The organism is Acinetobacter sp. Res13-Abat-PEC15-P4-01 (genome assembly GCF_015676285.1).
GTDB classification, from domain to species: domain Bacteria; phylum Pseudomonadota; class Gammaproteobacteria; order Pseudomonadales; family Moraxellaceae; genus Acinetobacter; species Acinetobacter nematophilus.
On the sequence record NZ_JADAIN010000043.1, the window covers coordinates 1 to 19,172 of the forward strand.

Annotated in this window: 17 protein-coding genes; 7 read left to right on the forward strand and 10 right to left on the reverse strand. The window is 38.2% G+C overall.

Annotated features, from left to right (window positions below):
• Positions 1-171: 171 nt before the first annotated feature.
• Positions 172-1,221 (forward strand): alpha/beta hydrolase, encoded by a 1,050-nt coding sequence (locus IMO47_RS15685; RefSeq protein WP_196077673.1) that lies wholly within the window; start codon positions 172-174, stop codon positions 1,219-1,221.
• A complete protein-coding gene (locus IMO47_RS15690; RefSeq protein ID WP_196077674.1) occupies positions 1,218-2,228 on the forward strand; it encodes a hypothetical protein in 1,011 nt (336 codons plus the stop codon). The genes IMO47_RS15685 and IMO47_RS15690 overlap by 4 nt, the downstream gene beginning before the upstream one ends.
• Before the next feature lie 32 nt (positions 2,229-2,260).
• Here the strand turns inward: IMO47_RS15690 and IMO47_RS15695 are convergent, their stop codons facing one another.
• Entirely contained in the window at positions 2,261-4,294 is a 2,034-nt protein-coding gene (locus IMO47_RS15695; RefSeq protein ID WP_196077675.1) for a ligand-gated channel protein, read from the reverse strand.
• A gap of 289 nt (positions 4,295-4,583) precedes the next feature.
• Complete coding sequence (gene nfuA / locus IMO47_RS15700; protein ID WP_196077676.1) at positions 4,584-5,222, reverse strand: Fe-S biogenesis protein NfuA; 639 nt, start codon at positions 5,220-5,222, stop codon at positions 4,584-4,586.
• Between the two features lie 477 nt (positions 5,223-5,699).
• On the opposite strand from nfuA, the gene IMO47_RS15705 reads away from it, so the two are divergent.
• The 5 genes from IMO47_RS15705 (at position 5,700) to IMO47_RS15725 (ending at position 10,541) form a co-directional block, all read left to right on the forward strand.
• Positions 5,700-7,250, forward strand: coding sequence for a hypothetical protein (locus IMO47_RS15705; protein ID WP_196077677.1), 1,551 nt, complete (start codon positions 5,700-5,702; stop codon positions 7,248-7,250).
• A gap of 272 nt (positions 7,251-7,522) precedes the next feature.
• Positions 7,523-8,311: a crotonase/enoyl-CoA hydratase family protein gene (locus IMO47_RS15710; RefSeq protein ID WP_196077678.1), complete on the forward strand. Its 789-nt coding sequence runs from the start codon at positions 7,523-7,525 to the stop codon at positions 8,309-8,311.
• A gap of 294 nt (positions 8,312-8,605) precedes the next feature.
• Positions 8,606-9,523, forward strand: a complete 918-nt coding sequence (locus IMO47_RS15715; RefSeq protein ID WP_196077686.1) for an alpha/beta fold hydrolase — start codon at positions 8,606-8,608, stop codon at positions 9,521-9,523.
• Positions 9,524-9,563: 40 nt separating this feature from the next.
• Entirely contained in the window at positions 9,564-10,118 is a 555-nt protein-coding gene (locus IMO47_RS15720) for a TetR/AcrR family transcriptional regulator (RefSeq protein ID WP_196077679.1), read from the forward strand.
• 156 nt (positions 10,119-10,274) lie between these two features.
• A complete protein-coding gene (locus IMO47_RS15725) occupies positions 10,275-10,541 on the forward strand; it encodes a lysozyme inhibitor LprI family protein (protein WP_227552287.1) in 267 nt (88 codons plus the stop codon).
• Here IMO47_RS15725 and IMO47_RS15730 read toward each other — a convergent pair.
• From IMO47_RS15730 to IMO47_RS15765, 8 genes are all read right to left on the reverse strand, one after another.
• A complete protein-coding gene (locus IMO47_RS15730; protein ID WP_196077680.1) occupies positions 10,535-11,113 on the reverse strand; it encodes a hypothetical protein in 579 nt (192 codons plus the stop codon). The genes IMO47_RS15725 and IMO47_RS15730 overlap by 7 nt on opposite strands.
• Positions 11,114-11,271: 158 nt before the next feature.
• Positions 11,272-11,907, reverse strand: a complete 636-nt coding sequence (locus IMO47_RS15735; RefSeq protein ID WP_196077681.1) for a hypothetical protein — start codon at positions 11,905-11,907, stop codon at positions 11,272-11,274.
• 421 nt (positions 11,908-12,328) lie between these two features.
• A complete protein-coding gene (locus tag IMO47_RS15740; protein ID WP_196077682.1) occupies positions 12,329-13,246 on the reverse strand; it encodes an HARLDQ motif MBL-fold protein in 918 nt (305 codons plus the stop codon).
• Between the two features lie 123 nt (positions 13,247-13,369).
• Positions 13,370-14,512, reverse strand: coding sequence for an acyltransferase (locus tag IMO47_RS15745; RefSeq protein ID WP_196077683.1), 1,143 nt, complete (start codon positions 14,510-14,512; stop codon positions 13,370-13,372).
• A gap of 58 nt (positions 14,513-14,570) precedes the next feature.
• Positions 14,571-14,984 carry a poly-beta-1,6-N-acetyl-D-glucosamine biosynthesis protein PgaD gene (gene pgaD / locus IMO47_RS15750; RefSeq protein ID WP_196077684.1) on the reverse strand — a complete coding sequence of 138 codons (414 nt, stop codon included), beginning with the start codon at positions 14,982-14,984 and terminating at the stop codon, positions 14,571-14,573.
• A 45-nt stretch (positions 14,985-15,029) separates the two neighbouring features.
• Entirely contained in the window at positions 15,030-16,295 is a 1,266-nt protein-coding gene (pgaC, locus tag IMO47_RS15755; RefSeq protein ID WP_196077685.1) for a poly-beta-1,6-N-acetyl-D-glucosamine synthase, read from the reverse strand.
• Positions 16,296-16,303: 8 nt separating this feature from the next.
• Entirely contained in the window at positions 16,304-18,262 is a 1,959-nt protein-coding gene (gene pgaB, locus IMO47_RS15760; protein ID WP_227552286.1) for a poly-beta-1,6-N-acetyl-D-glucosamine N-deacetylase PgaB, read from the reverse strand.
• A 559-nt stretch (positions 18,263-18,821) separates the two neighbouring features.
• Positions 18,822-19,160: an FKBP-type peptidyl-prolyl cis-trans isomerase gene (locus IMO47_RS15765; protein WP_196074894.1), complete on the reverse strand. Its 339-nt coding sequence runs from the start codon at positions 19,158-19,160 to the stop codon at positions 18,822-18,824.
• Positions 19,161-19,172 lie beyond the last annotated feature (12 nt).

Sequence of the window (19,172 nt, forward strand, 5' to 3'; positions counted from 1 at the left end):
TAAATTATTAAACCATATTGCAAAATAGTTATTTAATTCGCTCATTTATTGTCTATTCTTTTGGCAAAAAAATGACAAATATAACTCTATGAGCAAATGCTGAAAAAATTATGATCATGAATAATATTTTTACTTTATATAATGCCAAGTCTTTTGTTAGGAACTCCATGCATGTTCGATCTGCCCCTTAAGAAAATTCTTCGTTTTTTGAATAACATGTTATTAGGTTTGACAGCTGTCGGGACCTTTGCTTTGGCAAGCCCGACTCATGCAGCTTCGAATACTGCAGAATATGTTGACTATTTAAAAATCGTACAAGAAGAACGTGCTTGGGCAGGACTAAGTTCTAAAACATTGCGTGTGGGTGATGTGGTCTGGTCGTACAGCGAAGGTGGAGCCAAAGATAAACCGACTGTTTTATTGATTCATGGTCTTGCCAGTAGCCGAGACACTTGGAACGACATTGCACGTTCATTAACTCCTTTCTATCATGTGGTTATCCCTGATTTACCATCTGCCGGCAGTACACAGGTTCCAGCAAATTTTGATTTATCCGTTCCCAATGTTACGGAACAGCTTCGACGCTTTATTGAAGCAGCACACATTCAAGATAACCTGAATATTGCAGGTCATTCATTGGGCGGAACTATCGCCATGTTCTACGCATCTCAATATCCTTTTGACACCAAAAGCTTATTCCTGATGAGTACTGGAGGTATTTTTAAATCAACCAATACCAATTACTTAAAAAATCCAATCTACCTGAAACAGTTGCTGATCACTCAGAAAGGTGATCTGGATTTTGTCATGAAAAAAGTTATGTTCAATCCACCATTTACCGCCAGTGTCATTAAGGAAGAACAAGAAAAACTATTTATTGCAAAATCACAGGATACAGCAAAAATCATCAATCAAATTGATGCCCTCAATCGATTGTATACCCCTGCAACATTCACCACCATGCTAAAAAATATTGAAGCACCTACATTAATTTTATGGGGTCAGCAAGATCAGATCGTCAACGCTGATGTTGCCAATGAATTAAAATCCGTATTAAAACGACCTGAAACACCAGTAATTTTAGCTCGTGTTGGTCATATGCCATTATTGGAAGCGCCAGAACGGGTTGCAGACCACTATTTAAGTTTTTTAAATAAAGTACAACCCCTGCAAAATCCATTGTCTGAGCCTAAACATACACAAATCGAGTTCAAAAAATGAAACATCCGCTCATTGAACAATTGATCGACGCTCAGTTGGTATTTTTAGATCAGACTTTTTCTCAACCTGAGACCATAAAATCTGAATTTACAGCGTTTTATCATTGGTTTAGAAAACAGCCTTTAAAAGAAATCTGGTCATTCCCGCAGATCAACGACTTATTATATAAGCAGGTTTTAGCGACAACGGCGAGTGATTTCCTGATTGAACAGATTACTGAACATATCCGTTTTGCTTTGATTCATCCAAGCAATGACGAAACCTTGATTGAAGATATTATCCCTGTGACTACAATTGATAAAATCGCCCAATATGTTGCGAGCAAATCAGGTCATCGCCAAGCGTTGATTAAACGTATTGTCAACAACCCTGCGTTTTCGAGTATGCTGACTCAGTTGATTCATCATTCTATTCAAGACTATATTGATAATTCAGTCATGAATAAAAAAGTTCCCGGTGTCGGGCGTTTTATGAAGATGGGTAAATCCGTCTTAGAGTCTGTCACGGATACGAATTTAGATGATACTGTTAAGCATTATTTGCAAAAAAATATCATCAAAATCAGCCAACTCAGTGAACAAGTAATTAATCAACAGTTTGATGACAACAAGCTTTATCATTTTCAAGCCAATCTCTGGCATAAGATTAAAAAAGTACCGATTGGTGTACTTCGTCAGTATGTAGAGGTTAATGACTTAACTAAAACAGTCGGTATGGGACATGAGATTTGGGAACATATTCGCCAAACTGACTATTTAAAGAAACAAGTTCATGATGGCATATTGACTTGGTATGTCCGAAACCAAGAGCGTTCGTTTGATTTAATTTTGTCAGACATCAATATCAATGAAGCATTGATTCAACATGAATTACAGGCTTTACTCGAACCGGTGATCCAAAAGATGATTTCATCGACGCATTTAAAAAATCGTGCACGGATCTATTTAGAGCAGTTCTACTATTCCGATGAGACTTTAAATATTTTAAAACTAGAAAAAGGCGCTTAAAGCGCCTTCTTTTCGCTCAATCTCATGAGATATTAGAATTTATAAATTAAACCTAGATTGTAACGGCGACCATCCAATACATAATTATAAGTTGCAGTATCGATCGTTTTATCAAATAAATTATAAATTCCTGCATTGAACTGCAATACATTCGAAGGTTTATAGTTTAATCCGACATCCACCATTGCATAAGCAGGTTTACCATTATTCATCGATGTACGGCTTAAATAGTCAGACGTTTTACTTCTGACGTTTAAGCGACTCCACATCCCCACTTGATCATTGGTTTGCCAATCTATAGTGGTATTGAACATATGTTTAGGCATTTCATTTAATGGTTTACCTTTAAATGCCCCACTCTTCTGTTCAGTATCGGTAAAAGTATAGTTCGTTGCCCATCGAACATCTGGGGTCATTGTCCAGGCAAAAGTTGCTTCAATACCTCGCATATTTGCTTTATCGACATTTATCCGTTGACTGACAAAGTCAAAATTTTGCCCCAGCCAAGGACAATTCATACTTCCAGAGTCGCCTTGGCAAGTACGGATTTCGGTAATTTTATCTTTGAATTCACTACTGAATACCGTGAAGCCTGCATCTAAATTATCATTATTGTCCCAATTGATTGATGCTTCATAGTTTACACTGGTTTCTGGTTTTAAGTCTGGGTTACCCACAATCATGCCATTCGACTGACCACCACCTGTTGCTTGCCCCCATCCTGCGACAGTGGCACGTAATGCTGGTGTTTTATAGCCGGTAGACACACCACCTTTGATAATCCAGTTATCATTCAGTGTCCATACACCATATACTTTCGGACTGAAATGATCACCGAATTTTTCATCTTTATCGTAGCGTAATGATGCAGTGACAGTGAATGGATCTATAATATTCCATGCATCCTCAGCGAACAGCGCCCAACTATAACGGTCTAAATTTGTTAATTTTGTTCCACCCACACTCAATTGGTTTCCAAAATCTTCAAGCTCTTCTTTTAAATAACTTCCTCCAAAACTCAAAGCATGAGAACCCAAATTGATTTGGTTTAAGGTATTAAAGGTTGTATTGATGGCTTCCATGCGACGTGAAGGATTGTCGTTTTCTTCACGCTGAATATAAGAATGGGTTTTTAAATCACCAATTTCACCACGATGAGTCAAACTATATTCGGTGCGGTAATAATCCGTATATGAATCAGTCGGAAGCTTGCCATTTCGTCCTGGCACATTGGCAATGGTTTTACCGACAGTCTGATCACGATTCTGGATAGATCGTTGATACTCTAAATCAATGGTATGTTCAGCGTTTGGTGTCAAACTCAGTGTTGCACCACCTGCACGTATACGTTGTTTATTATATCCACCGATAATTTCATCTTCATTGCGTTGCGAGAATGTTCCATTGGCTTTCAATCCCAATAAATTACGGATCAAAGGTCCAGAAACATATAGGTTTGCCTGATGAATATCCCCGGAATCCCTATTTTCTTGAAGCGTTGTATCTAATTTAACTGAACTGGTCCATGTATCTGCAACCTTTTTGGTAATAATGTTGATGACACCTCCCATCGCATCGGAACCGTATAGACCCGACATTGGACCACGAATGACCTCAATGCGTTCAATACTTTCAATACTCGGCATCCACCCTTGCTCAATACCTGAGTTATCACTATTCGGTCGAACTGAACGCGTATTTACTTTTTTACCATCAATCAGGATAACCGTATAAGCACTTCCCATCCCACGAATACTAATATCACTTGAACTTCCTCCACCTGTGACCACAACGCCCGGCACATCTTTTAATGCATCTGTGATATCTCGATATGCTTTTTTATTAATATCTTCCTGGCTTAAGACTGAGATAGATGCAGCAGCTTGTTTTACTTCTTGTTCAAAACCACTTGCGGTGACCACTATCGTTTCAAGTTTTGCCGCTTCCGTTGACTGATTTTGTGCCTTATTTGAAGTTTGTTGTGAGTTAGCTGCATATGCAGTGCCCATCATAAAGGTAACAATGGAGAGAGATAACGCAGATTGGATGATACGGTGAGTCGACATAAGGTATTCCAAAGAGGCTAAGAATGAATAGAAAATGGAGATTGAGATACAATGTGTAATATATGCACCACAGTATTATAAACAATATTAAGAATTATTCTCATTTTTATTATCCGTTTGATTATTTTTTGTTCTTTTCATCTATTTTTTAAGCTTTATTTAAGATTATCCATCAACAAAAAAAATATAAAAATAGTTAAGCAATAAAGTTTTCCCATAAAAAAAACCTCCGACAAAATCGGAGGTTTTGAAATCATTTCGAATCACATCAATCTGTAAATGGAGCTGATTATTTGAAATAAGCACCTTCGGTTTGACTGTGATCAGTTTGGTCCACCACCCGACCTAATTCAGGAATATGCTGTTTCAATGTGGTTTCAACGCCTTGTTTCAGTGTGACATCAATTGCTGAACAACCTTGGCAGCCCCCCCCAAATTTTAACACTGCTGTCAAACCATGTTCTTCATCTTCGACAACTTCAACCAAAGCACAGTTACCGCCATGACCTGCAAGCCCAGGATTAATCTCGGCCTGAAGAATGTAGGTGATTCTTTCTTCAATAGATGCATCTGGACCAACACGTGGCACTTTAGAGTTTGGTGCACGGAAGGTCAATTGACCACCAAAGCGATCTTTATTGTAATCAATCACAGCATCTTTAAGATAAGGAATAGAAGGCGTATCAATAAATGCCGGAAAATCTGCGTAATCCTGTTTGTAGTCTGTTGGAGTAACTTCATCAGGCGCACTATATGCCATACAACATTCAGCACGTGGAGTACCTGGATTTTCAACAAATACACGAACGCCAATTCCTGGAGTATTCTGCTTATCCAAAAGCTCTTTTAAATACTCCTGCGCATTTGGAGTAATCAATAAATTTGGAATTTCTTCTGCAACTGCAGTATTGGTGTTCTCAGTCGACATAACTCTATCCTCAAGCTGAAGTCGGTATTTTAACTGAAGATGAGGCTGAATAACTAAAAATCAACTAAAATTGTCGGAATTAAATTAAAAAGATGTAAAAACATAAGATATTCAAAATTCGAAATAAAAATTTATCTCTTTGCATATAAATTGCCTGAAAATTTATATAAAACCATGAATTTCATTGGATATGAATGATTCAAACCAAAGCACTTATATGAAGAATCAGGCTGTTTAACTATAGCATCCGTCACAATCCATTGATTTCAGACTAAAGATGAGCATTCTTTAACTCAATGCCTTATAGATAATCTGTTTGTTGATCACATTCGATCAACCTATAGGCTCAGATTTGACATTACAATCGGACAACCAATTGAGCTACATTTTGTCAGATTATGCCATCCGATTCCTGAATTTGGCATGGATAATGTATACATCTGTATATTAATGATGAAGTAAAACGAGATATTTTGCATGTCCAGTTCAAATGATGGTTTACAATTCACGGTTCATCCCGAAACCCAAAAAAGCAGTAGCTCACAAGCAGGCAAAGAAATTATTGCTGAGGCTTTGTCATTGGTTGACAATATCAATGCACAAAAGGTGTTGGATGAAAAAAACTGGCGCAAAAATTATCCCATTTATTTTAAAGCATTGGTAGAAAACGGCATTCAATCCGCACACAACGCCATCACTATCGCTCGACAAGGCTTGCATAAAGCACAACATAGTTTTGACTTTTTTAGAGATGGACAACGCTATGCTTTAAAAGATGTGATGTCCGTTCCCCTCTTGGACAAGATCCAAACCATCACGATTAAGGGACAGTCAAAAGCACAACCTGAATGGTTTGTTCCTTATCATGGGCAAAAACTTGCTGGTGAAGCCTTAGTCAAGCAAATCCAGACATGGCAAGAAACAGGCATTATTGAAGCCAGTCATGCAGATGCATTAAGAGAAGTCATTGCGCATCCGGAATGGTTTGATTTGTCAGACCGTACTCTGGTTTTATTTGGCGCCGCCTCTGAGGCAGGTCCTTTAACATGGTTAGCTCAATGGAAAGCCAATATTGTGGCAGTCGATTTACCCAATGAGCGTGTTTGGGGGAAAATTCTTGATATTATTCAAAATGGTAACGCCACCCTATATGCACCCAGCTTACAACAAATCAATGACAGTAACGATCTGAACGAACTCAAAACAAAGCTTGGCGCAAATTTACTGACTCAAATTCCAGAAATTACACAGTGGTTATGTGAAAATCCGCATAAGTTGGACTTGGCTTCTATTGCATATCTTGATGGTGAAAAGCATGTGCGTGTCTCAATCGCAATGGACAGTATCATGAGTCATGTCAGTGAACAAAAGACGGACTCATCATTGATGTATATGTGTACACCAACTGACGTCTATGCTGTACCCAAGGTAGTCATTGAAGGTTCAACTGAAAAGTTCAAGCAACGATCAAAATTTGAAACAATACTCAGCCAAAGTATCTCAATGCTTTCTCTAAAACAGTTTTTTAAAAATAATGATCAACATTTGATACATTCTGAAAACGGAAAAGCTTATGGCATTGCAGACTGTCTAGTGGTTGAACAAGGTCCGAACTATGCCTTGGCAAAACGTATTCAGCAGTGGCGCGCTACACTTGCACGGCATCAAGGACAACATGTCAGTATCAACATTGCCCCTTCTACCACGACTCACTCTGTCACTAAAAATCCATTACTTAAAGCCGCGTTCAATGGTGCAAGTTTATTCGATGTTGAAGCATTTAGCCCAGAAACCACCAATTCAATCATGGCGGCATTATGGGTTCATGATCTAAAAAATCCAAATTCGATAGCCAATCCGGAAACACACATGGAACACCCATTAGAGTTGATGATGGAAGGTGCGAATCATGGTGGTTTATGGCGTGTTGCCTACCTTGCCCGTACCGCGCTTCCTTTTGCAGCAATTTATGGCTTTGCTACAGATAAACTTCCAATCCAAAAGCTTTTAGGGAAAACCAAAAAGTAGCCTATCACCTTTTAAAAGTTTTCAGGCAATGCCCATTTATTTATCATAAATGGGCATTTCTTTAAAATATAAAAATCTTTCACTGTTCAAAGCGTTGATCACACGACTATGGTGTTTACAAGCTGAGCTGACGTGGTTTGAATAAATTTGATCAATTCAATGCTTAAAAAATATGTTATACAAAGTTAGACGATAGCGTCATTTTTAAACAATTGACAGTTTTCTAACGATCGTTTAAAAACAAATAAGACAACCCATGCGAGAACAATAACATGTCAAATTCACAAGGAAAAGTTAGCCGGGAAATCCGTAATCATATTTTCTTGATCGGTCTAGATCGTGTTGATAAGCGTAATGCTTTTGATAGCCATATGATTCATGATCTATCACTTGCACTCACAGAATATGAAAACAATCCTGAACTTCGCTGCGCAGTGATTTTTGCGCATGGGGATCATTTTACAGCAGGTTTAGATTTGGTTGAGTTACAACCCAAATTAGAAGACGGTGTTTTTAGTTTTACTGATGATATCGTTAATCCTTGGGGAACTGTCGGTCGTCAAAGAACCAAACCCTTGATTATTGCGGTACAAGGTTATTGCTATACCGCAGGGATTGAATTGATGTTGAACGCCGATCTTGTCATTGCCAATGAAAACACCCAGTTTACGCAGATCGAGGTGCAACGTGGTATCTTGCCATTCGGTGGTGCAACTGTACGTTTCATACAAGCTGCAGGTTGGGTAAAAGCCATGAAATATGTACTCACAGGTGATTTGTTCTATGCACAGACCGCCTATGAAATGAATTTGGTCACCGAAGTCGTTGAAGGCAACAATCAACTGATTCGTGCATTGGAACTGGCTGAACGTATTGCCAGTGCGGCACCACTCGCTGTTCAAGCAGCACTGCATTCAGCCCATCAGGCCTTTTTACACAGTCCTGAGGTTGCATTTGGCAATTTACAAAATCTGCTTAGTCCCCTACTCCGATCTGAAGATGCACAAGAAGGCGTAAGGGCGATGATTGAACGTCGTGCTCCACAGTTCAAGGGAAAATAAATCACTATTTTAAAATTTAGAAATGCAAAAACTGTAGCCAGTCTTTTGAAAAAACGACAGTAAACATAGTTTCCTGGTCAAGAAAATCAATATGATAAATATATTATTTGTTGAGATGAAGCTTTCAATGCCACGCTTCACATCTAAAGCTTAAATCGTTTTGTGTAGGCGATGCCTCACTTTTCAGAGATGAGAAGTGACAAAAATCCTTGCTTAAGTAAAGCTTTTAAAAATTCATTAAAAAAGAATAGTTTGAATCAATATTTAAGCTATTTTTACTCTAGAGATGAGATGATGCCAAATTTAAACCACCTTGCAAAAATGCAGACCTCGAATAAAAATGGTTTTCAATGCCAGTCCGTTACATTTCAAGCTTTGGATGGTTATACACTTGTTGGCACTCTATACACGCCAACCATCCATCCGATTAAAGCCAATTTATTGATTTCCAGTGCAACAGGTGTTCCACAGGCATTTTACCGTCGATTCTCTGAATATGCCTCGCAATTAGGCTATCAAGTACTTTGCTTTGATTACCGTGGTGTAGACAGGTCGGCGCCCCGACAGCTAAAAGGGTTTAAAATGTCTTATCTGGACTGGGGAAAATTGGATCTCGCAGGTGCAATTGAGTACTTTTTTAAAGCCGATACAGCTTTATTTTTAGTTGGACATTCCTACGGGGGGCAAGCGCTTGGGCTGACGCCCAATCATGACAAAGTCACCGCAATGTTTTGTTTTGGTACAGGTGCAGGATGGCATGGCTATATGCCGTTGAAAGAAAAAATTAAAGTCCAAGTAATTTGGAATATCGTGTTTCCGCCAATGGTCGCCATCGCAGGGTATTTACCTTGGAGTAAGCTGAAGATGGGAACCGATCTTCCGAAAGGTGTCTATCAACAATGGCGTAAATGGTGTAAAAATCCAACTTATTTTTTTGCTGATCCTGAACAACAGGTATTACATGACCTATATGCACAAGTCAAAACACCCATTTATGCTGTCGCAGCTTTGGACGATGATTGGGCTTTACCGAATTCTCGCTATGCTTTTATGCAGCATTACAAAAATGCACCCATGCATTTTATCAATATTTCAGCAGACGAGTTTGGACTTCAACACATAGGACATATGGGATATTTTCGTAAAGGTTCAGAACAGATTTGGGATAAAATGTTAGATACTTTCGAAAGTTTAATACCACGTTCGCCATAAATGCTGAGCCATATATATCTAAGTATCTTCAAGGTAAGTTATGCGTCCTCAAAAACTCTCTCCTGAACAAATACTCAACATCTGTGCTTTACAATTTAAGGCACATGGTTATGCAGGAACAAGTATGGACATGTTGGCTCAGGCATGCGGACTGAGTAAAGCCGCTTTTTATTATTATTACCCAAACAAAGAAGCTTTATTGATGCATGTTTTAGAACAGACACATCAATTTCTAAACCACTCTTTATTTAAGCTTGAGGATTTTAATGTCATTGATGCCTCCACCCAGTTTCAGACCATACATGAAAAAGCTGTGCTTTTTTTTAGTTATGAAATAAAAGGCTGTCTCATAGGCATACTTTCATTAGAAGCCAATGATATATCCAAAGCTGTGCTACAAAAGATTCGCACGATTTTTCAGGATTGGCAGCATGTTTTATATCAATTATTTAAGCAGAAACTCAATGAACCAGATGCTCTAAATGCAGCCAAAATAAGTGTGGCAGATTATGAAGGCGCAATTTTAATGTACCGTCTCAATCAGGATATATTCTATTTAGATCAAGTCAAAAAACGTATTCTGCAACAACTATGAAATATTTTGCCTTGTCTTTAGCCCAATATAATTTTAGTGATTCAAACGATGAAATATTTAACCCGCTTAATTTTTTATATCTTTCTTTCAACCAGTATCTGTAGCATCGCTTATGCAAAATGCAGCCAGAGCGATCAACAGTAGAGCTATCGCTGCATGGAACAGCAGCTTAAAACAGATAAGGCAGAAATGAATAAAATCTACCAACGAGTTTACCAACAGTACGATGCTCAAAATAAAGTATTGTTGGAAAAATCACAAAAAGCTTGGCTCAACTATCGAAATACACAATGCACTGAACTTACTGGAAGCTTATATTATGGTGCAATGGGCTTAGCCTCAGGTTTTGCACATTTAGACTGTGAAATCAATACAACACAATACCGACTTAAAGAATTGACCAGTTTATTGGAAGATCAATAACGATCTTTGAACTCGGCTTTATGTTCTATGCCCTGATGATCGACATGGGCATAGAATACACCGTAACGTCCGACATAATATTCAAGTGACTGGTCATGATAATTCCAAAAAATAGACCATTCACCAAAGTCAAATGAACCCACTTGACTTTGTGTATTCATTGGCATCTTACTCAATACCTCATGCTGGATATGCCCCGCTTGAGAAAAATCTTTGGTCTGCAAAGCTTGCTCAAAAAATAATTGTGCTGCGGCATCAAATAGACGTTGGTCTTCATCGGTAATTTGCGATTCTTCTACACGCTCAAGTTCGGTTATAGAGGGGGGGTGCGCTTCTTGGACGTCTAACGGAGTCGCTAAAACGGTACTGGTCTTTTGACGCTCTTCATCAATCATTTGCTTAATTAACTTGGTTTTTTCAGGCAAATCATTCTCTTCAGATGGATTTTTGATTAATCTAGATAATTCCTGTCGTTGTTGTTCAAAAGCCGCATTGATTTTATGTTTGGCAACCAAACGCCATAACACATAGAGTGTAATTAAAATGAGTAAAACAATGATTAATTTCAACATAGACTCATCTCAAACATAAAATACAGCTTCGTTCAGACTTATTTGCCAAGTTTAAAGCCAGATATTTTGATTATTTTTAGTGATAAACTTTTTAAATTGTATAACGATCAAAATCATCAGGTCAGCTTTAAACGTAACAATTTCTTTCTTTAAAATGTTTAATCGGCTGTTGTTTGAAATAACTTTAAGTTTCCGCCTGAAAACTCAAGCCCTTTGTTTGGAATCTTCTTTAAAGTAATGGGTTTTCCTACATTTTTATAAATCGGCTTATCACCATCAAGTTCTTTTAAATCAATTTTTTGAATGTATATTTGATTGTTTCGATTATAGAGTTTTACTCCCCCTTCATCTGATGCCATATAATGAACTTTTAGATGATGAATATGTTGTAAGTCTTCTACCCAGACTATTATTAAATCCCCACCACGCTCATACATACCATCAAAATAAACCGTATCTGCATCGATTTTTTCTGCTTTCAATCCAACATAACCAATTGCATCAACATGATCATCGACAAAATAGACGGATTTTTTGCCGTTAAACTGTAATCCATACGCTGAATAATATTGTTCTTTATTTTGCTTTTTAGTTTGGCATGAATAGCTCTTTAATCCGACTTTTTCTGAATGTAACTGATAAGTTTGTGTTGTAAATATTTCGCTCTCATCTTGGGTGCATTCCTTAGAGAGCTTGGTTTGCACAGTTAATTGTTCAAAAGGTTTGGCGTGGATTTGTGCCGTTGTCACTAAACCACACATCAGTAAAAAGGATGGGAATGATGGTATTTTCATGTCGACTTTCTGTATTTTTTAGAATAAAGGATGATTACTTCCGTATCTTAGCAAAGAAATGATGGATTCAGCCATTATTGTATCAATATTTAAATCATACAACATCCTATCGAAATAGGATGCTTTAAATTAACCTGAATCCTATATAGAAATCTTGATAAAACATGATATTCGGAAGCGTCATCCGCAACTCTTTGAGGCAGGACTGCTTTTTAAAATGTATTGTTTCTGAGACCAATTAAATGTGCTGCTGGTGGTTGACGAGTTTTGCGATGACAGCGATGCCGCTGCGCAAGAGGGTTGCCTGTATGGAGCTTTGCTCTCCTCCTGAAATTGGGTGAAAACTCAGTAAGAATCAGCACAGTTTTATTGTCTTTCAACATGTTAAAGATGTGGTTGCATCGAACTCAGGTTAAATTAACTATTGTAAGGTCTTTAACTGTGCTAAGCGTTGCTGTTCCTGCAATTGTTGCTCAAATTCTATTTGACCTTTTGCAACATAGTTCTGTAGCCCATTCGGGTCAATAAATGCATTTTGATCGCCTGCTTTCAGTCTGACCAATTTCTGTTTCATATTGAATCGATCGGCTTTATTTGCCAAAAAAATATCCGCATGAATCGCATTTAAAGTTTGAAATGTTTGGCGCATGTCTGGAACGATCTGAGGATAATTTTTGTTATTCAATAAATGATATCCTCCCGTAAATAAACTATCGGCATAAACAACTTTATAATTTTTAAAATGATAATGAATCTCGGTTGTCCAAGAGGTTGCACCAGGTAAATGACCTGGGGTGGCATGTGCAGTAAATACTTGACTACCCAGTTTCAACTGTTCGCCATCTTTGAAAATCAGGTCTGCTTTTACAGAAGGAAATGGCAATTGATTTCCCAAAGCAAAGTCAGTTCTGGCGCCATTTGCGAGCATTTCAGCATTGTCTGCACTCGCAATCAGTTTTGCCCCGCTCCATTGTTTTAATTTGGCAAAACCACCTGCTTGATCCAAACGCGCATGACTATTCAATAAATACTTAACATCTGTAATTTTAAAACCCAGTTTTTCAATACTATTTTTGATCTGTACTGCAGATTGATCAATTCCACTATCAATCAAAACCAAGCCTGCCCCTGTATCAAATAAAATTGAAGATAGATTGTCCGTACCAACATAATAAATGTGATGAAAAATTTCAAAGGGCTCAATCGGAGCATTCCACAGCTCAAACAGACTCATCGGTGGGGCTTCAGTCAGTGCTTGTTGCGAATTTAACGTTGCAGCTTGGGTAAATTGCATACTCATTGCCATTAACGAAACAACGATTGATTTGATCAGGCGCATATAAGCGATCCATGCGGATAAAGAGTCGCTATACTTTCTCAAATCCTGATATTATTCAAACTTTAACTGGTTAAAAAACAGCTAAATACATTATCAATTGTAAAAAACCTTTACAGCTTTATCTCAATGTTTTGCTGGTGAATTCAAGATTTTACCGGCAATCCGATTGCTGGTATCAATCGCAAATTGATCCACGTAGCGACTATAAAAATTGGCCGCGATTAAAGTCATACCAATTGCACTTAGACCGGAAACCAGCACAGATGCCGAATAATTCCAATGCCAAGTTAGAAATAAGTTAAACAGAGGAATACAGACTAAATACAACATCAACAAATGCAGTAAATAGATAGAAAAAGATAATTTTCCGAGCCAAACCAAAATAGGATGATCTAAATGCCGCGATAAGAGAGGGCTCATCAATACACTGTAAACAATCAAGATTCCCGCCATAAAATTGCAATAATCATACGTTTTTTCCCCTAAAATATGCTGTAGTCCAACATAGGCCGTACTGGTATTATGCGCCCCGGCAAAGTATAGACCGATCAGCAGCATGATGATTGCTACCGGGTTGGGTAATGTTTTTGCATATAGATAGATATATATTCCGATAATAAAGCTTGATATTCCAAAACTAAATCCCTGTCCACGCCACATAAATGCAAGACAGGGAATCAGGAGTGAAGCCAACCAGAATGCGATTTTTTTATAGTGATAGAGATAGAGTAAAAAGAATAAGACAAAAGATCCCATCAACTCGATGGTCATGGTCCATAATACCCAATTGATATCACTTTCTGAAAACAAAAACGCGCCAATCGTTCCTTCATAGAGTGCATGGGTAAAACTAAAGTTTTGTACTGTAAAAGCGTGTAGCCATGCACCTACATGACTGCCGTCGATATGAATGATTTTAAAGACAGACCAGATCAATAGACATGATGTCAGGGCAGGAATCATTAAACGTGGATAACGCTTAATCATCATATTTTTTATTTTTGAATGAAACTGTTGAGGACTCTTTAAAATCGCGTAACTCAAAACATATCCACTCAGCACAAAAAATACAAAAACAGCAGCATCGCCCGAATATAAAAATCCAAATGGCAAATGATGGACATGATATACCCACTTGAGATCAGTTGTTTCCTGAGGATCAAAATGGTGTAGATATGGAAAAAAACTCATGGCAAGATGAGAAAACACCACAGCTAAACAGGCTAAGCCTCGGATGCTTTCTGCCGAATTTATTTTTGCGGACATCTATTTTTCCCTATGAAAACAAAAGCCCCAACATGTGGGACTTTTATTGACTCAACCCTTAGTCAATGTATGTAATACGACCATCTGCATCATGGTGAACTGTTGCTACTTTTTGCTGACGTGCATGAATCAGTGCATCAGCATGCAAGTTAAAATAATCCGCATATTCTTGGGTAGACTTTGCTTCTGCTTCTTTCTTTGTCTTAGCAGGCACAAAGTTACTCCACAACCACAATGAAATCGCACAAGCAATTAAAGCAAACAACCCACTTTCTAAGGCTTTCGCAAAAGCATTAAAAAAGTAATGTACCAATTGTGGCTTTTCTAGAGACAGATAGCCAATCAAAATAACAATAGGTCTCCAAAGCAACAACCAAAATGCCCATAACATGGCGGTGATTGTTGTTGAAAAATAACGGCGATGCCACGGTAATTGTTTACGTACATCGATAATCAAAGATTCTGTTTTCATTTTCATATCTCAAAAGCACTGTATTGGCTTAAGTCATTCAACCTCTTAGTCATCTTGTCGCATTCCACGGTCTGGACTCACCCAACGTGCTCGTTTACTCTCACCACGTAAAAGAACTTTGGGAAATGCCACAATACTTGCCGTTACGGTAATCAACCAAAATACAAAAGGATACCAAATCATCCAATAATAGTTTTTTGCCAAACTTGACTCATAACGACTGTCCATCCATTTGCTGATTGCAAACTGTAATAAACAGGTCGTACCGAGCAGAATGCCTGTCCCCATCGGTAATAAGGGTGAACTCATTGCCGGGAAACCTGCGTATGGGAGAACCAAATGCAATATCCAGAAAATCACCATAATCAACATTAAATATGACCAAACCAGCGTTAGAATCAACTCAATAATCAAAGGCCATAAAAAATTCAGTTTCGGTTTGAATAATACATCTATATTCTTAATTAAAACTTGCGCACCACCCATCGCCCAACGTAAACGTTGTTTCCATAAACCATTAAAGGTTTCAGGCATCAAAATCCACACCAATGCATTGGGTTCAAATTTGACATCCCAACCTGCCCGATGCAATTTCCAGGTCACATCAATATCTTCGGTCAACATATTCGGTGACCAGTATCCGACTTCATGCACTGCACTTTTACGAAAAGCAGTAATTACCCCCGACACAGTAAACAGGCGCCCAAAAGTTCGTTGCGCACGTTTAATCATCCCGACAATCGAAGAAAACTCACCCACTTGGATTCGCCCAAGCAAGGTTGAACGGGTACGGATACGCGGATTACCTGTAACAGCGGCAACAGTTGGATTGTTCAAGAAATGACGAATCATCCATTGTGCAGCATGAGGATCAAGCAAAGCATCGCCATCGATCCCGATCAAAAACTCAGCCTCTGTCAGCAAACTTCCTGCTTGTAAAGCCATCGCTTTACCTTGGTTCTCTGCCAAATGAACAACACGCAGTTTGTCATACTTCAAAGCCAATTCATTGAGAATCTCGGCAGTATTGTCAGAGCTTCCGTCATTGATTGCAATGACTTCGAAATTGGGATAATTCAATTTCAATGCATGACTGATCGTTTCATCCGCATTATCCTGTTCGTTAAAACAAGGAACAAGCACTGCAACTAAAGGATATTCTTCTAAAGCTGCCGGTTGAGTATATGGAGGCTCTTTACGCTCTTTCCAATAGAAAATTAAAGCACCAATCATCCATAGATATGACATAAACAATGGATAATAGAAGATAAAATTTAATAAAGACTGCCACAGGTGCTGGATTGCGCTCATATCAAACCTTAAGGAACCAATCGTTGTGGTTTAGAATCAAATACTTTACGCATCTCAGCTGTATTTGGATGATCTTCAATCGGATCATCTGGATAATAGCCCACATGCATCACACCTTGTTGATACAAGGACTGAATCGTTTGGGTAATTTCCGACGTCGGAATTTTCTGATTATTGCGCCAGTTGACTGCCTGCAACTCAAAAATGGTCTTTTTGATTCCGTTTGGTTGCTTCTTCACGCGCTGCACTAAATCCTTATAGAATTTTGTTGCATCAGGAGCCTGCTCCATATAAGGCATCGCCATGATTGCAGTGAAGTCATAGTTTTTAAGTGACTGCTCTAGAGACTGTGCATACCAGTTTTCAGAATATGCAGACAGCGCAACCTGCGCATACAGGTTACGTGCTGTCAGTAAAAATGGCTGGTAATAACGAGCTTTCTGTGCCAAATCCATTGCAAAACTGTCAATTGTTTTGGTTTTAAAATCGGTCCATTTTTGCAATTTTGCATCATCATTACGAATTTCTTCCAAATCCGCAGGCAAGCCAATTTTTTGATAGGCCTGAATGGCTTGAGGACTGGCATCTTCATAATCGGATAATGTTGCATCATCATGGAATAAAATCCCATCAAAAGTCGTCGACTTTGCCAGATCCTGATATAAACCTTCGATCACTTTACGTGCTTCAGGAGAATATGGACTTAAACGATGGTATCCCATATTTAAATGATCACTGTCTTTGGCTTGTTGCGTCACCACCACATCTTTCGATGCAGGGTTGGATGCCGGTAAATCCCAAGCCAACAACGGCATCCAAGCATATAAACGACTCACATGAGTACGCGTTTGAATTTGCCAGGCAACACGGTTAAATAAATCTGCACGCATCGGAAGATAGCGATTCGGGAAATAAACCATATCAGCAGAACCATTTGCATCAGGGTCCGCAAATGCTTGCAAGAAAACAGTGGTCACATTCATTTCACGAATACGATCTAGCAAATGTCCTAGATTTTTTTCCTGCTGTGCTTCATCTGGATCATAAATATAATCCAGATCAACATGCATGACTTTTTGCGGGCGATTATTGTCCGTAAAATTCATTTGGCGGCTTTGGATTTCTTGAGCCAAAGCATCTGTGGTCATGTTGCCTTCAACCAGAATACGGTTTAAATGACCTAAAGATTTTTCAATATGATCAGGACCGTCATCCAAACTGATGGTAATTGGCATACCGACTTTTTTTGCCAATGCCACTGTTTCCATATTATAACGGCCGTATGGCCATACCATCACCCGTGGTGCTTTTAAACCATGTGATTGCAACACTTTATTGTTCTTTTTTAAATCATTGAAAATACGATCTGCATAGACTTTGTCAGATTCATAGGTTTTAGTTTTTGGATAATATTCACGAGTTACCGCAGCTGGCTCAGAATTTCCTTGAGGATTGCCTAAAATACCACGATGTAAATTATAGCTGTGACTGCCTATTTCAACATAGCCACTCTTTTGCATGGTTTTAAGCTCATCCCATGACAAAAGTTTTTTGCGCGGTAATTTTTCATCGCCAAACTGAACCATTTCATTGGCTTTAGGCTCTAGCCAAGAACCAACAACCGCCAATACAACTGGAATCTTACGTTGTTTAATTACTGGAAAGCCATATTGATAAAAAGACTGATAGCCATCATCCACAGTCAATAAGACAGGTTTGGTCGGTAATTTAAACTTACCTTCATTGGCTTTAATAATTTGATCAACATTGACAAAGTGATAACCATTTTTCTGTAACCAGTCCAAATGTAATTCAAATTGTTTGGTGGTCACAGCATAGTCAGGAATGACTGCATCATGATTGGGTGTAATTTCATGATAGCCAATAATTGTCAGCGTATTTAAATCAATTTTAGGTAATTCATGCTCAATAGGCGTTTCAGTAGCAACTTGGTCTACTTCTGCCATAGCACTATTATAAAAGGATGAAAACAATAGTGTTACGCATATCATTGCTGAAGAAGAAAAGTAACGGCTTAGCATATATTTAAATACTCGATCATCATTGTTTTTAATCTGAACCCGTCTATAGCACTTCATTTTAGAAACACTAAAATCCTTTTTTAAGACGAATTAGAACAGACGTTTTACAATGATGATTTAAAAGAATAAAACTGAAACGAATCTTAAAAAATAACTCTGAACAGAATTATTTATTTGCATCATTTAAACACTTTTAGAACAAAAGTATTGTAGAGGATTGTTAAACCCTGATCAAATTATAAACAATAAATAAATTAAATTGTGTTTTAAATCACACTATTACATAGTGTGCACCCAACTTAAACACCTTGACCATTATATTTTATAACATTGGAATATGAAGAAAAAATGGAGTGCTATTTACCAATCTCCTGAACAAGCGGTCGCCGGTATCACTTTTCAATTCAATATAAAAATAGAGGTACTGTGACCTCTATTTCCTTTTGGCCATCGAATATGGCTTTATCAAAAATATGCCATCCGTTTAGTCACGTGTTTTAACATCAAAAAGCTCAATTTCAAAAATTAGATTTGAGTTTGCTGGAATAATTTTACCCATTTTACGCTCGCCATAGGCCAAGTGTGAAGGTACGATCAACTTGCGCTTCCCGCCCACTTTCATGCCCATGATTCCTTGATCCCATCCCTTAATCACGCGGCCTGTTCCAATCACGGTTTCAAAATAGCTGCCACGATCAATCGATGAATCAAACTTGGTACCATCTTCCAACCAACCGGTATAGTGTGTGGTAATCAAAGCCCCTTTTACCGCCTCTTTACCTTCACCAACTTTTAGATCAATGATCTCTAATTCATTTGACATATATTGTTCCTA